This is a genomic window from Microcystis sp. M49636_WE2, from assembly GCF_030065375.1.
GTDB classification, from domain to species: domain Bacteria; phylum Cyanobacteriota; class Cyanobacteriia; order Cyanobacteriales; family Microcystaceae; genus Microcystis; species Microcystis aeruginosa_C.
Map to the genome: position 1 here is coordinate 12,679 of NZ_JASJFG010000588.1, position 16,774 is coordinate 29,452.

General features: G+C 34.6%; 8 protein-coding genes and 1 pseudogene. 2 read left to right on the top strand and 7 right to left on the bottom strand.

The window, feature by feature from the left end; genetic code table 11:
* Window positions 1-8: 8 nt before the first annotated feature.
* From PX484_RS13575 to PX484_RS13605, 7 genes are all read right to left on the bottom strand, one after another.
* Window positions 9-1,997, bottom strand: a complete 1,989-nt coding sequence (locus tag PX484_RS13575; RefSeq protein WP_287765935.1) for an Hsp70 family protein — start codon at window positions 1,995-1,997, stop codon at window positions 9-11.
* A 41-nt stretch (window positions 1,998-2,038) separates the two neighbouring features.
* Window positions 2,039-2,749 carry a nucleotide exchange factor GrpE gene (grpE, locus tag PX484_RS13580; protein WP_287765938.1) on the bottom strand — a complete coding sequence of 237 codons (711 nt, stop codon included), beginning with the start codon at window positions 2,747-2,749 and terminating at the stop codon, window positions 2,039-2,041.
* Window positions 2,750-2,788: 39 nt separating this feature from the next.
* A complete protein-coding gene (locus tag PX484_RS13585; RefSeq protein ID WP_287765941.1) occupies window positions 2,789-5,665 on the bottom strand; it encodes an IMS domain-containing protein in 2,877 nt (958 codons plus the stop codon).
* 40 nt (window positions 5,666-5,705) lie between these two features.
* Window positions 5,706-8,258, bottom strand: a complete 2,553-nt coding sequence (locus PX484_RS13590; RefSeq protein WP_287765943.1) for a GAP1-N2 domain-containing protein — start codon at window positions 8,256-8,258, stop codon at window positions 5,706-5,708.
* Window positions 8,259-8,262: 4 nt separating this feature from the next.
* Entirely contained in the window at window positions 8,263-9,429 is a 1,167-nt protein-coding gene (locus tag PX484_RS13595) for a TRAFAC clade GTPase domain-containing protein (RefSeq protein ID WP_008195823.1), read from the bottom strand.
* Window positions 9,430-12,495, bottom strand: a complete 3,066-nt coding sequence (locus tag PX484_RS13600; RefSeq protein ID WP_287765946.1) for a double zinc ribbon domain-containing protein — start codon at window positions 12,493-12,495, stop codon at window positions 9,430-9,432.
* Between the two features lie 377 nt (window positions 12,496-12,872).
* Complete coding sequence (locus PX484_RS13605; RefSeq protein WP_287765949.1) at window positions 12,873-13,958, bottom strand: hypothetical protein; 1,086 nt, start codon at window positions 13,956-13,958, stop codon at window positions 12,873-12,875.
* Between the two features lie 300 nt (window positions 13,959-14,258).
* On the opposite strand from PX484_RS13605, the gene PX484_RS13610 reads away from it, so the two are divergent.
* A complete protein-coding gene (locus PX484_RS13610) occupies window positions 14,259-15,776 on the top strand; it encodes an ATP-binding protein (RefSeq protein WP_287765952.1) in 1,518 nt (505 codons plus the stop codon).
* Window positions 15,769-16,632, top strand: a pseudogene (locus PX484_RS13615) (tetratricopeptide repeat protein); the annotation flags it as partial. The gene PX484_RS13610 and the pseudogene PX484_RS13615, both read left to right, overlap by 8 nt.
* Window positions 16,633-16,774: the final 142 nt, after the last annotated feature.

Sequence of the window (16,774 nt, forward strand, 5' to 3'; positions counted from 1 at the left end):
GGAAAAAATTAGCTATAGACCAAACTAGAGTTGCGGGCTTTCATTGCTTCTTTTTCTTCTTGGGTTACACCCCCTTCTGTTTTAATAGTGACAGTAGCATCTCGACCTGTTGATAGTTCTTTAGCATACATCTCAAGCATTCCTTGTTCATTTAATTTAAAAGTGACATCAATAGGAGTACCTTGAGGTAAACCACTAGGAAGGCTTATTTCTGCTTGCCCAATTTCTGTACTCAGGTGTAATTCATAATATTGATCAGTTGAAGAATTTTGTGCAATTAACAGTTCAACACTTGTTTGATTCGCTGATCCTGTACCAAAACGTTGAGTAACATCTGCTGGAACAGGATCATTTTTCTTAATCAAATTAACCAATTTTTCTTCATTTTTTACACGTGCTTTAATGCCAAAACTACAACTTGTCACATTAATAATTTTGGTTTCGGTTGCTTTTTGAACTTCACCTAATGTTAAACCATTATTTTCGGCAACTTCTTGTTCAGCTTTCTGCTTAGTTTTTTCTGGTACATCTTCAAGTTTAACGTCTTCTGGTTTGAGCCCAAGGTCCTTAGATATGGTGATAAGAATTTCTTGATCCAGCATTAATTTATGACCATAGATAGCGGCACCTTTAGCAACGGATTCATCGGGTTCACAAAACTTAGGTTCTTTGCCAAATTCTTCTTGAATACGACGAGCAACTTGAGGCATCTTAGTAGAACCTCCTACCATTAAGATTTGGTCAAAGTCTTCAACTCCTCGCTTTTTCGCTTCAGCAATAGCGATTTTAGTCAACTCAATCGTTCTTTCTAATAAACTGTTCGTTAATTCATCAAAAGTTTCACGAGTCAGTTCAATTTTTTTTCGTTGCATATTGTGCATAACAGGAATAGAAGTTTCCCCTTTTTGTGTTAGGGTTTTTTTTGCGTCTTCAGCCCGAACATATAATTCTTGTAAAGTTTCAGAGGACTCTAAAGGATCCTCACTAGATCCTGTTTCTTCTTGCCATTGTTGAGCCAAATAAGTCACAATGGTTTCATCCCAATTTTTTCCACCTAAATCATGATCTCCTTCGGTACAAACAACAGTTATATTACCACCCTCAATCTTGATTACAGTAATGTCAAAAGTTCCCCCTCCTAAGTCATAAACTAAAACCGTCTGGTCTGCTTCTTCATTGACTCCATAACAGATAGCTGCTGCTGTAGGTTCATTAATAATACTACGCACATTTAAACCAGCTGTTTCCCCTGCCAATTGAGTCGCCTCTCGTTCACGAATACCAAAATAAGCAGGGCAAGTAATCACCACATCTTTGATTTGATAACTGGTTTGTTGTTCAGCATCTTTTACTAATTTACGGAGAATATAAGAAGAAATTTCTTCGGGGCGATAAGATTCTCCTTCGTGTTCAAAAGAAAACCCCTCTTTACCCATGAAGCGTTTAACCATATCTACAGTATTATCTGGCTCAAGCATACTGCTATTTTTCGCTTCCTTACCAACAATTCTTTCCTCACCATTAAATTGCACGACTGAGGGAGTGGTTCGGTCTCCTTCCATATTAGCAACTACATTAGGACGACCATACTCATCAACATAAGCGATACAGGAATAGGTGGTTCCTAAGTCAATACCAAAAATAGGGGTAATTTTAGACATTTTCTTGGTCTCCTTGACGTTTTTTTGAACGGGTTTATTTTGATTCAGTTGATTAGCATCAGGCTCTGCTTCAACTTGAGGGTTATTGAGTTGAAAATTTTGCTGAAAATAATCAGCTTCAATTTGCCTTGAATTTGGATTTTCCATTACTTCCTTAATTTCAGGAAGCATTTGTAAGTAGGTGTTATATTCCATCCGATATTTAGGATGTTTGCTTTTTTTAGTCCACTCAGTTTGTTTCAGAGTAAAAATTTCTTGAAATACTGATTCAGACCAAGGTTGATTCGGGTCAATTTCCAGAAGTAAGAAGAAATTCGGACGGGAGGAATCAATCATAAGAAAATAAGTGAATGAGGTAAGAAAAAATTTTTTGGTTTTTATTGATTGGATACATAACGATAGACACTAACGGTTTCTGGACGAACAATTCGCTCTTGATACTGTAACCCCATCCGCAGATGCTCTACAATTTGTTTATCGAGAGTAGAGTCATCAGTATTAATAATTTTTTGCGCTTTTTGTTTACTACGGTCATAAGTTTCACTGTCATTTTGATAGAATTTAAACCCGTAACGGCTAACTATTTCTTCAATTTCTTCAGTGAAGCTTTTTAACTCGGATGCTATGGAATTGGCAGAATTAGATTCAGATAAATTACCATATTTCTTAGTCAGTAATTGGAGATGATCGTAAATGCTAGTAATGTCCATAATTAAGGGTCGTAAAATTTTAAATACTATATCTTCTCGATAATCTTGCAACTCTTTATGAAGGGCATTAATGGTACGTTCTTTGCTCTCATCGTATTTAACTTTGACTTCAAAATCTTTTTGTAATTGAGCAATAGCTTGATGAATGTTATCAATTATTGGCTGAATTAAGTTGAAGTTATTAGGGGTTTCTTCTTGAATATTCTGCTCAATATTAGGCACATTATGGGGCATAGATTTAAGTTTTTCTGGATTGAGGGGAGATTTTTCTAATTCAGGATGAGGTAATTTATCCTCTTCTAAATTAAAAATATCAGAGGCAGAATTTTGCTCTAGCATTGGGTTTTTGTCATCTGTGATTTGTTGTGAATTAGTCATTTGAGAATTACCTCCTTGGTAAGTTTTAGTAAATTTTAACTAGCGGATAACTTGAGAGCTTTCAATTTTCCAACTCCCATCAACTAATTTCAAGTTATAAAGAACAGTTATTTTTCCTGTTTTGCTATTTTGAGGGTCAACTCTATCATTGATATAGAGAGTTTGTTGCTCAGTTACACTAACTTGAATACTAGCTTGATTACCATTGATAACGAATTTTTCAACGTTATCAATTGTTTGCTGTCCGTATTTATATTGACTATTTTTCTTCTGTAAATAGTCGATAGAACCGTTATAACCAGCTGTTTTTTGATACTGTTCACCCGTTGTAATTTTCTGAGCAATTTGACGGTCATAAGGGGGAGCAAACATTGTTCTTTTCGCTTGTAACCATTTGTTAATAAGATTGACAGCATCTTGTTGTGAAAGGGTTGCTGTTGAAGAAGAATCAGTAAATATTTGTTCTGCAATGTTTTGGTCAGAAACAAGAGCCACAGGGGAATTATTAGGTGAATATGAGGTAGGAACAACTTCTGATAATTCATTTCCTTGCAATTTGAAAGTTTTAGTGACTTTTAGACTGGGACAACAAGCTGCATCGCCAGGCCCATTAGTAATAAGTGTCAGTTTAATCTGATTATTTTTTATTTCTACATTTTCAATTATTGTCCGATCTCCTAAGTAAAAATTAGATGTTTGTGTAGGGATGTTATTTTGATTAAGGATGACAAGAAATGACTTAAATATTCCACTCCCACCACCATTTTCTGCTAAGATCACCACCCCATCTTCTGAGCTATCATTATTAATATCTCCGAAGTATATTTGCTCGATTTCAACTGATTGACCCGTAGCACTATTTGGTGATTGTTGAAAAAATTTACCGTCAGTTAATGGGTAGGCTGTGTTATACAAGGTATAAGTCATGTTTTTTAGTTTTTCTTCAGTTAAAGTTTTGTCACTTATTTGAGATTGAGGATTACTTTTTTTAATTTCTGAAGATTGAGAAGAATTAGAGGGTTGAAGCGTTTTAACAGTCCAACGAATAATGGAATAACCACCGAACAGCACACCAGCCATAATGGTTGCGATAAACACAGGTAAACCATAATTAATCCACGTTGTTGAACGCAAAAACTGCCAAATAAATGAGGCTTTATGGGGTAAAGTATTGGTTTGTTCCATAAGCCATACCATTGGTTCTAAAACTCGGACACCATCAAAAGAATTGGAAGAATTACTACTGCCAATTGTCTGATCTCTAAAACCAATATTTGAACAAGAGAAAAATCGAACGTTAGAAAAATTCAATTCTATATTACGAACAAGATTCCCTGCTCCATTATCTTCTAGGAAATTTTTGATTAAAATATTCATCGCATCCTGCTCATTTGTTATGTCAGAATGGCTCGCCATATATTCACGAGCTTTATAAACTCCAATTTGTTGTTCAAGGTCGGCACAATCCACTTTAGTAACAATAATGGCAACAGGTTGAGTAAATTTTTTTCCTTTTCTTTTCTTTTTATTCTTTTCAAATAAAAATAACATTCTTTCATAAGCGGCATCTAAGTCTTGGTTGGGTAAATCCTGAATATCAGCATTGTTTGAAAGTGCGTCTTGGTATCTTTGTCTAACTTGCTTAATCGAAAAAGGATCAATGACAAAAAAAGCTCCATCTACATACTTGAAGTATTTTTGTAACTCTGCTTGTTCATCAGTATCTATATATTCTCCTGCTAAATCGTAGAAATACAAAAGATTAGGGACAGCTTGATTAGTCTTTTTGACTTCTAAATTTAACCCTTTGGCACTATCACCCGCCGCAGAAGTTTTGAGTAAACGTTGACCATTTTTTAGGGAATTAATATTGTCTTCATACTTTCGAGCGTGTAAAGAATTAGGTATGCTGACATCTAAACTATGAGCAGGAGAATATTCTTCTGTAAATTGTTTGATTGCCATAAACATATAATGGCTTTTACCAGAGTTAGGAAGTCCGACAACTGGAATATGAGCGTTGATTCCCCCAATCCCATCTAAGGGGTGTTTACATTCTGGATTAGGACAAACTTTTGTCAATAACTTATCTCGTCCAAGATAGGTAAGAGTTGGTAAAGATTTGCTACAAACTCTAGAATTATTAGTATTAGGTAAATCTCCTTTACAAGTATGATTAAAAACCCCATAAACACTCGGCCAAAGTCGAGTATGTTCTGTTGAACAATCTGGACAAATGTAGGTGGGAATTTTCATCGGTTCATGGCATTCTGGACATCTGTAGTAAGTTTTATAAAAGCTACTATATAGGTAGTTTCCTACGGTCAAAAACAACATTAAAAAGCTCGTAATCATTGTGCCGATGACACAGAAAATAAATTGTATTCCTAAAAATAGGGCAACAATGACAGAAGCTGCTACAAAATGAAAAAACCATCCAATCATTAAACCGAGTGCTGGTCCGTAAAATCCCATTATTGCCCAAACTTTTTGCCAAATATTACCAGACCATGAAAAATGTCCATTAGAAAATCTATTTTTCGCAATTTCTAGCCATTTTCCTGCATCGTCTTTTGTACTTTGCCATACATTCATACTAACAAATCGCATGACATACCAAGCTGCACCATAGATATACATTAATTTGGCTTTTTGTGCTTTAAAGAATTTAATTGATTTTTCTTTATCCAGATAAGACTTAGTTTTAGTTACTTGAAGCCCTTCGTAAAAAACCTGAATAAAGTTCTTAATACCAACACCAATACCAGCAATAGATGTAACTGTTGCACATAATATGATGACAATTATAGTTAACCATGAGATTATGGTTAGAGTTGGTATAACTATATGAATAATAAAAAGATATAGAAGCCATAAAACAAAACCAGTACCTATTAAATAAAGCAAAACTTGCATATATTTTCCTCCTTAATAAACAAAATGATCGGTAAGTTAATCAACTAAAGAAATTAGAAATTTTTCCCATAATATTGGAGCGTGTATTCTCAAAAATAGGTTGGATAATAGGATACCAACTTTTTCTTTTAATTTTGCTTTCAAACTCTTTTTTGACCTTCCCAAAGCCTTTATTTTTAAATACTTCTTCAAGGGCATTGGGTAAGTTAATAAAAAATTCTGGCACAAAATAACCGAGTTTTTCTGCTAAATGGGAAGAAACGTTAAACCATAAATCCATAATCAAAACTATGTCATTAACTCTTTGTTCTTCCACTAAGCAGTGGCAAAAATTCGACCAGTATATATCCCAAAATAAATCACGATGTCGAATAACATAAGCAATTTGAACGACTTTAAAGTGTTCTTCTGTCAGTTTTTCAGGGGTTTTTTGAGCAAAGAATTTTTCTAATAGTTTTTCAACTTCTTCCTCATATTTTTCTGGTGGTAAAGTTTGATAACGTTGGTTTGAAGCTTCAATGTTCATTTCGGAAATACGATTATGGTACATATCTAATGACCCCTGTAAAATAAGTGTTTGTTCTTGAGAAATGGATAAGTTAGGATTTGCTAAAACTCTGGTGTAAATATTAGCAAGTGATTCTGTGGGGGTGTTAAGTTGAAGAGTGGAAAGTAAATCTTGAATTAACTGATTATAAATATCAATTTCAAAAATACTTTCAGACTTATCTTTTTGCAATAAAGTTTCAGCTAATTCTTGTCGCTCAAACTGTGGTTGTGTCCAGATAAATTCTAGAGCTTCTTTTACTATTGATTTATGGGATTTTTGAGCCAGATAATCTAACCATAAATAAATAACATCAATGGCTTGTGAGGTGGAATGAGATTGTAAAATATCTCTTTGTAATTCATAGTTATGTAAGTCTGGAATGAGCGAAGAAGATTTTTGCCAGTAAGTCCAAAAATACTTAGGTCTTTGGTCAAAAGAAAATGGTTGAAGAAGCGCATAGTAAATCCATTCAAAGACGGGAGAATTAGGATATTTTTGTTTGTAGAGTAAAGCGTTATCAAGAATAAAGTCTTTCGAGAGTTTAGCATTTTCTAGAAAAACTTTAATCCAAGTTGATGCACTCACAGGAATTCTTAATCTTTTTGATAGCTCTTGCTCTGGAATGGCTGAGAATGTTTTTGCTAAGATGATACTCAAATTCTGCTGATTACTAGAAGACAAGGTTAATTCTTTGCCAATCTGTTTCCAGAAAATCAATAATTGTTCCGAGTCATTACTTCTTAATTGCTGAGTAAATTGTTGAATAAAATCTAAAGAATTAAGATGTTCTTTAAGTAATGCAGGTGAATAAAGAGACTCTAGAGCAGTCCATAAAGTCATAGATTTTTGTTCTTGTTTGTTAAGAACTAATGAAACAAAAATAAAGATAGCTTTATCAGCTTGATTAAGAAAATAACTATCTATCTTTTTGAGCATTTTTAAAGCATTAATATAAGAGGTAAGCAAATCACTCTGTTCTTGATTAATGAGTGCCTTTCCTAATAAATAAGATGCCCAAGATAAATCTTCTAAATCCTGTTGTACATATTGACTATGTGAGTTTTTTTGACTTTGCTCTTGGATGATAACTTGTGCAGATTCAATCACTTTAGCAAAAGGCAAAGCGTCTATCTCTCCCTTAATGGCTCTTTGAAAATTGATATAATAATCTAAATGTTTACTCAAGTATTTAGAATCAGAACTATAGCGATCTAACCATTCGTAAAACTCTAAAATCTGACTCTCATACTTTTGCTCATCTAAGTTTTCTAATAGATAAATCGCCAAATCCGATTCGGGAACATCACTAACTTTTTGTTGGGGAACATTAAGAATAAAGTAAGAGTAATATTCATCATTGCTACAACGAAAGTTAGAATTTTCGGTCGTTCCTGTAATCATAAAAGGAGCCGTATAAGGATCATGGTGGTAGGTGGCAAAAGTTAGATAGTTGACATAACGAGGATGTAAAATAGTGCTGAGACTAGCAATCCAATAAGTAATCGCTTCATTATCATCAATAATAATAATTTTTCGTTTTGATTGTTCATAGTCAATCACGGCACAAATCAACTTATAAAACCATTCTTGTCGTTTTTTATCTTTTAAAAATGTCCAAACTGAATCAAAATTAAACGTGATTTCGTGGTTAAATTCATTTAAAGTTGGTAAAGCAGTTTGTGAGGATTTATCTTGTTTAACCCAGAAGGGACTTTTCCACGAAAAAATGCTAGGAATAGTAGAGATTTCTGTAACTGTACCCACCAAACTATGAGCAAAGAAATTTCCATCTCTGCCAAATTCATCTTGTCCGCTAGATTGACTACAAACTAAAAAAGCATCTTCTTCATTAACAAAATAACGTAAAGCAATGGGATGAGTATTGATTGCTTTGACATCAACACCTGATGGGATAGAGTATCCAATCAATCGGTTTAAAATTTGACGTTTTTCACTCTCAAAATTAGGAGATTCAGCCTTAATTTGATAGCCAGTCCTAGTTTCTGTTCGACAAGATGTATAGTATTGTTGTTGGATAACCATTGTTTTACTTCCGTCCTTGTATAAATTGAAATTGAGAAAAAAGCCATAAAAGGGGATCTTCAATTCTTAAAGGAGACAACCCTTCAATCTTTCCATTGATAGGATTTTTCCCTAAAGGAGACATGGCAAAATAACGATAACAATTAAAATAGGTTTTAACTTTGTTATCAAATGCAGAACCCATCCATTCTTCAAGATAAGTGCAAATTTCTGTATGGACTGATTCCACATCAGGTAAGTTTAAATAACCAAAATGTTCTCCTGAATGATGTAAAACTGAATCCGCTTCAATAAAGGGAAATAAAGCATCACTTTTAGATAGGGTAAAGGCAATCGGTTTCTCAATTTTTTTACCAGCTTTAATTTTCAATTTTTGTTCATGTAATTCATAAAGACGTTCAACAATTCGATTGGGGTCTGCGCTTTCTAATCTATCAGGTAAATCCTCTTTTACTAACTGTCTTACTGTTTCAATTTGCAGAGGATCTAAGATGAATATAATCCCATCCGCTTCACAAAGATAACGTGCCTCAGAAGACATAATATCTATATCTTCCATATCTTCACCTGCTGTATCAAATAAAACAAGATTAACAGCTTTACGTTGACCGTTATTGTCAAAAGTTACACGAAGAATCATTGGTGTTTTCGCACGGGAGTCAACAGTGCTACTGACAGTCGCTTGTAAAATTTCTTCCCTAACAAAAATTGGTTTACGGAAAATTTCTTCATAAATTGTGCGACTTTTGTCATCAGTGAACATTACTCCTGCCTTAAAATTTTTGCCAATTTCATTTTGTAAACGATTAACTAAAACTGAAATATAGGTGCTTTTGCTACTACTTCGTCCTCCCATAATAGCAATCATTTTTTCCTCTATTTCTCCTGACAGATACTTTAAGTTATAGTGACATTTTGGACATACTTTTATAGAAGTTTCTTTGTTACAATTAGGACATTTTTCTAACTGATTTGATTTTCCGAACAAACGACCTAATCCTTTTTTTGTGGGTGTAAAGACTAAACCTTCTATAGTAGGGCTAAGAAGCCCTTGAGCTTGGGCTAAAATGACATCTTCACGTTTTCCTGAGCAACGAGTATAACTACATCGATATTCAAGTTGAGAGACTTCTGTTTTTTCAAAGCAAAAAGGACAAAGAATTTTAGACATTTAAAACATCTCCAATTTATCAATTTCTGGTTTGTTAACACGAACATAACCGCCTTTGGATTCATAAAGGCTATCGTTGGCTAAAAATAAAGATCCGTAACAACGATTTTGTTCTTTTAGTTCATAAGTAAAAGTTGTTTTGTCCTCCTGAAGTATTGTTGATGAAATGGTTAAAGCTGTTTCTCCATCTGTTTTTTTAATTGGCTTCCCTCCTTGTTTATAAACTAAAACTAAGTCTGGCATTTGCCCTTTGCCATTGATATTAATGATCAGCAAAAGTTTTCCTTTAAATAACCCAAATCCCTTTTTTTCCCTAGAGATTTCGTAATTAATCTTCATTAAAGTTGATAGGCTAATTCGCACCCGTGCTGATTCATTTAAGCCTGAAGCAATCAAGGTTTGTCCTGCTTTATTAAAGACAGCATAAACCACGATAAAATAATCTCTATTAGTAATACTGGTTAGGGGATAATAACCTTTTAGATTGTATTGATTTTTTGTAACTTTAATGTGGGTTGCATTTGAGTCTTTATGACTTGAAGGAAATTGGCGCTCGCCATGAGAAAGAATAATTTCTTGACAATTTTCTGGCCAATTCCAACGAACTTGAATTTCATTTGTCTGTTTTTGACATTTCAAATTGCTAACATCATCAACATTGACATACTCTCTGGTTTTGCCAAGATAAGCATTTTTTTGAAATAAAAGAATTGGGGTAAAGTAAAAAATTCCTTTCTTTTCAATTGTTATAGTTACAGATGTATTTGTTTCCTGTAAGACTTTGCCATATTCTGATAAAGAGCCTTGAGGTAATAAATGTGTTTTCCCGAAATCGGGAAAAGAATCGCTTTGTAAGACTGCTCCTTCTCCTTTTGTGGGTAATTGCCAAGATAGTTTCAGTTGGTAATAAGGGTCAGTTTTAATCACCTCAATGGTTAAATCTTCTAGGGGAGAAGGGGGTTTTTCGGGAATAACATCAATAGTAATTCCTTGGCTTTTAATAAGACTTCCATCATAATTTTTAAATAAACTATAAATTAGGTAATAATACTTCTTACCATTTTCTAAATTTTTATCAATAACGTTGCTGATATTGATAACTTCAACTCGTTCACCCTGATTAGAAGTATTGAACGGTTTAGTAGATCGATAAATCTGAATTTCAGTAACATTTTGAGGATGTGTCCAAGTTAAATTAACTTGCGTATCCATTGCTTGAGCAACCAGATTAGAAACTTCACTGGTTAACAGTATTGGTTGCTCTAATTGGGCAGAATTAACAGCAAGAACCCCTTCTCTATTAGTATAGATAGCATAATAAACTGGTTTACCACTTTCTACCGTGTTGTCATCATAACTTGTACTAAAAATAGTATCTAATTGTTCTCCATCTTTACTAGAAATAGGTTGGGAGTGATATTTTCTAATAATGGTATAACCAACTTTCTTAGAAGGGCTTGCTTGCCAAGATAAATTGATGATTTTATGGCTCTTGTTTGCAGAAAGTTGACTAGCAGGAAGCGGTGGGGTTTTGGCTAATGCGTCTTTGGCGGCTTGACAATCTTTACAAATCGAAAGAACCTTTTGATAGAGGTCAATTGGATCTTCCCCTTGAGTTTCCAGTTGACGCACTTTTTCTAATTCTGATTCAGCTTTGTGAATTTCTGCTTCAATTTTACTTTCTTCTCTGTTTAAATCAAGAGAAGCAAATTCAAGCTTTAGCTGTTGTAAAATACGACGTGCTTCGTAATAAAGACGTTCGTTAATAGCATGATTGAGTTGTTGTTGACAATTAATTAGGTTCTGTTTTTTCTGTTCTGCTTCACTTTTTAATTGGCTAATTTGTTTACTTAAATCATCGTTAAGAGTCTGAGAGATCAATGGACTTGACCATGCTTGTTGGGTTAAATTAAGATGGTTAACTGCGTCTTCATAAAATTTTTGATGAATTAACTTTTGACTCTCCACTAAATAACGACGCACGATTGACTCATTCCCAATGGGAAAAGAACACTTAGAACAAGCCCGATCTTCAATACTAGAAATGAGTCCACAACTAGGGCATTTTATTTTTAAAGAACTTCCACAATTTGAGCAAAAATCTTGATCCCGCTCATTAATGGTTTGGCATTGAGGACAAGCGATTTTCTGTTTGACCGCTTCAACTCCTGCCATTTCTACGGCAATTTTTTTATTTCGTCCATAGGTTATGATATGCTTTTTTGCTTTTTCAACATCTATCCCTCTAGAAAAGGCTAATTCTAGTAAATAAGTAAACTGTTTTCCATAAATGATTTTTTCATGAAGCGTAATGTTATCAATTGCCTCTTCTAAAGATTGAAAAACTTGTAAACTTAGAGAAAAGTCATAAATTTTTCTTTTTTCATCATCCTTAAAAAAGGTTTTAGCGTGTCCGGCAAGTTCCATAATAGCACTTGCTTCAGCTGTTGATTGACCTGTTTTCTTGATTTCTTCATATCGGTTGCTTGCTGCTGCACACAATTCATCAGTTCTAGTGGTTTTGGGGAGTCCTAGAAAATTGTACAAATCTTGTTGATTTAAACTTTTTAAATTATTTTCAATTTGACCAATTTTTGTTTTATCTGTGTCATTGATCTTAATATTTTCGGAGTTATTTGCTTCTTCTTTAGTCTTAATTTCAATCCCTAAATTACTGATTTGACGGCGAATCTCTGATTCTGAGAACACGCTGGAAAACTTAGTAATCAAATTTTTTACCTCAGATTCTAAAATATAGCCTTTAGCGACTATACCCTTTAAATCTCCCTCAAACTGTTGCTTGAAGATTTGAGCTTGTTTTGACTGACTTTCAAGAGCTTGCTTTCTTTCTTGTTCACGACTTTCAGAATCCTTCATTATCTGCTCAATCAACTTAACCATTTGCAGATAGCCAGTATATTCAACTTTATATTTAGGATGTTTTGTTTTTTTAGTCCATTCTCCTTGTTTAATTTTAAGAATTTTGCTAAATTCTCCATCTGACCAAGGCTGACTTGGATCTATCTCTAATAATTCGTAAAAGTTCGGACGTGATACTTCAGACATGAAAATTTATGATGGGGTTAGGTTTCTAGCTGATCATGGAAGTCCACTTCATAAAAGATTGGACTAGATATAGCAGTTTTCATCAGAATAAGGTATGGCTAAGGAGCTTAAACCCTTTGTTGGCAAAACTTGTCGATACCTCAGTGGCATGAAAAGCACTATAAGATGTTAAGTTTCTGAATTGTCCCTATCATAAATTGGGGACTTTCCCCGATGCAAATTTTTTTTGAAAAGCTGTAAGTCTTTGTGGGATAAGGCATTGCGTCGCTAAGACTCTAGTTCGACTTCGGGACACTTAAGGATATAGCCAATTTTCAGGATAATTTACCTTAAGTTCCCAAAATCTAGTATTTATCGGAAACCTATTCAGCTAGACTTCACACTGCAAACGCTTCCTTTTGTTTATGAAAAATCTGGTCAGCGTTGTGGTACTGATGCTTAATCATCCACTGCTCCAGTTCAATGAGATACCATTGACCGGCAAATGTTCCATATTTTAAGCAAACTTTTTCATTATCGTGTAGAGTGTGCTTAAATCCAAAACGTTCTTTATACAGTGCTTCAATTGTTTCGTCCCCTTTCGGATAAGTCGTGTAGGAAATTTCAGTGTGAGCAATATCATGTTTGTAAGTCAAGATAGCTCGAATCAATTGCTGATAAACAAGATAACTTGTTCCTATTTTGCCAGTTCCCTTTTCATCATATAGAGAGAGACTTTCTCCGATGCTTGTTACATTTTTGGGTAACATCAAATGCTTTCCTGTGTGTTTTCCTTCACAAAATGTTGCCAGTTGACAAGGCAAATAGTAGCCATATTCAGGCAGAGAATAGGTATAACGTGCAACACCGATTACCTGAGAGGGATTCTGTTCAGGATAGGCTAGAAAAATAACCGATTGGTGAGTAAATAAATCGTCGATTTCTTTGCGATAATTTTGTGACTCAGGATAGCGATTCTTGAGAAATAAGAAATAGGATTCAATTTCTGCCGGTGTTTCCGCTTCCTTGACCAGATAACCTTTGACCTTTGGCACATCAAAAGAAAGTAAGGCTCTTTTGCTAAGAATCCAGCAGTTGCCAATGTTATTTAACACAATAAATCCAGCACAAGAAAACAGAATCTTCACATATTGCTCAATATGAGGGGTTTGGGATATATCATAGACAAAGAGAAGACCGTTATCCTGTAACATTCTTCGGACAGTCCTTAAAGTGAATAGGGGATCTTTTTGGGTGTAATTTGTGGTCTTTAGCGTTGCAAATGTTTGTGCCGTTGAATCCTTTTCCTCGTTTGGTTTTAAATTAAGCCAACAAGAAAGTTGCTCATAGTGACGCTCTCGTATTTGACCGCTAAATAAGTGATTGACATCAACTCCATCCGATGACAGTAGCCGCACCGATGTAGATGATAATGAGATAAACTGTTTACCATTGGTTTGGTTGATTATTTGAGAAATAGCCATTTTGCTACCCTTAGGAAGAGGACAACGAGCAATGAGGCTCTCTTCATTGGGAGTAAAGCGATAGAAATCCTTAGATTTCTACGGAGAAGCAAGCAAAACGATGATTTTTGGGCGCAAAAAGCAAAAGAAGCTGGAATTAGAAAGAATTAGAAAGCTTCAATGGCTTCCTATACCTATAATTGAGCAAATAGCTGATATGTGCTTAGTCAGATTAGAGAAAATTTTTTCAAAAAATGAGAATTTCTGGGGATAATTGATCAACAATAGAGAAATAAACTTATGTAGATTGAATAGAGAGCAATGAAGTTAAAACTCTCCGTAGCGGGACTTGAGCAAGTCAAAACCCGATGGGCGCAAAAACAAAAAGAAGGCTGGACTAGAAAATACTTATGCACCGAGGCTAGTCAATTTGCCAAACCCGATGGGAATTGGGAGGAAATTTCAAATGACCCAGCCCACACTTATTACTCTTATTACGCCGACAACTGCTCACCGGAGACTTTAGATCATTTTTTGAGGGGTAAAAACATTCAATCGGAAGGTTTTTTTGCCTTTTGTCGAGCTTTGAACATCGACCCTTCAAAAGTCGCAGATCTAGATAATCTTTTGCAAAAACTGACTCAAGATATCGAGCCTATCTGGGTGGGGCGAGAGTCTCTTCAAAGTGATTTACTGGAAAAACTAAGAGGCGATTGTCGCATTGTCGTAATTACGGGAATAACAGGTATTGGGAAAACTGCCCTCGCCTACAAATTGGCCTTAGCTTTGTGTCAAGAAGGGTTTCCTCCTGAACTGCCTATTGATTTTGATGGGTTTAATCAACGGGAGGATCAACAGTCGCAATCAGAAGCACAAAACTTTATCAGCACAGCTATTGATTTACTCAATCGTGGCGATGAGCCTGTTACGGCAAAACAAGCAAAAAACCCAGAACAATTATTAACTCAACTGGTTAATCATCTGAGCAATAATCGTCGATTAATTTGGTTTGATTCAATGGAAAATCTTTTACAAGGAGAAAAACAAGATGGCAGTAATCGCTTTAAAGACCCCCTCTGGCGAGTCTTTTTTCAAAAGATATTAGAAGCCGAAAATTGTCAGACTCGAATTGTGATAACTTCGCAGGATAAGCCTGAAGATTTTGAAACTTTTAGTCAAGATCAATATTGGCATATTCAGCCATTAATGGGATTAGAAGAGCAGGAAAGTTTACAGTTATTTGAACGTTTATTTCAACAAGCAGAAGTCGAATTAATTCTTCATGGACGTAACCTTGCTTACCTTAAAGAGATCGGAAAACTTTATGAAGGACATCCTCTCGCTATCCGCTTAATTTCTGGTGATATTATTGATAGACTGAATGGAGATATCAGCACTTATTATGACGAGAATAAATCCCGATTTCGACGATTAAGAGAAATGATTGATGAAGCTCAAAAAGCCAATCCTGATGATTATTACAAAGTCAACTTAATGACCAAACAATTACGAAAACAACTGTTAGAGGAGGAAATCGAAAGAACAATAGAGCGACTTGAAAAAACTTTTACAACTGCTTATTTCTTGCTTATCTATGGTTCTACTTATTCATCTTTTGAATTTAAAAATGCGTGGTTTCAAAATCTTCAATTATTTTCAGAATACGAGGAACAAGATTTAGACTTAGCTCTTTTTACCTTGTTTAACCGTTATTTAGTAGAAACTCAAAAACAACCGGGATATGAACCACATATCAAACAGCACAGCTTAATTCGCAATGTTGCTTTCAAGCATCTAGTATCTACCCAAAGAAAAGAAGGAAACCCAAATCATGAATGATTTTCAATCTCCTCAATTAAGAGTCAAAGAACGTCTCACAAGTATCGATTTTACTGTTTTTGGAGAACTCGCTCAAGTTAAACAAAAAGGGGAAATTTTAGGGGCGATAGGGAGTCATTTTGAAAAAGCACATTTTGGCGCATTCATCTGGCATTTAATTGGTTATGAACGCCATATTAAGGATAAAATGGGACAGCAGCTCTCTATTCAAGAACGGGCAAGTCGTTATGTGGAAGCATTTCTCTGTCTATGTCGATTAGGTTGGTATAAAGAAGCTAAATCTTTATTTTCTTTACCCTTAGAAATTCATGATCCAACTTCTTTACCTTTGCACAAACAATTACGCATCTGGGGACGGTATGAAGAGGGCATAAAACTGTGTAAAGAATTATTAGGAAATCTTGACAATGAAACCGATTTTATCTGTTTAAGTGAACTCGGTTATATGTATCGAGAATTAGGACAATTTGACCAAGCAAAAAATTATGCGGAGAAACTCTTATCCTTAGCCGAGCAATTAAATAATCCTCTTTGGAAAGCAAGAGGAAAAGGAAATATAGCCACAATTGATGGAATAAAAGGGGAATATTTAAGCGCTGAAATAGGACTGAATGAAGTTTTAAATCTAGCCGAGATTATTCCCGATTGTGACGAAAAATTTGAGATTATTAATGTTGCCCATTCAAATCTGGGTAATTGTTATGTTTATCAGGGAAAAGTTGACCAGACTATTCCTTGTTTAGAAAAATACTTAAAATGGGCAGAAAAAATTAAAAATCTTATTTATCAAGCAACGGCTTTACGAAATTTAGGAGAAGCACACCGGCGAATCAATGATTTGAATACAGCTATCGATTCAGAAGTGTTGAACGTGGAAAAAAGTGGTACAAAATTTGATATTATAGATAAGAAAACAAAGTAAATGTACACCAATAAATGTGAATAAGCCATGCTAACAATTTTCCCAAAACTAATGAAAGAGCTTCTCAAGCCACTCC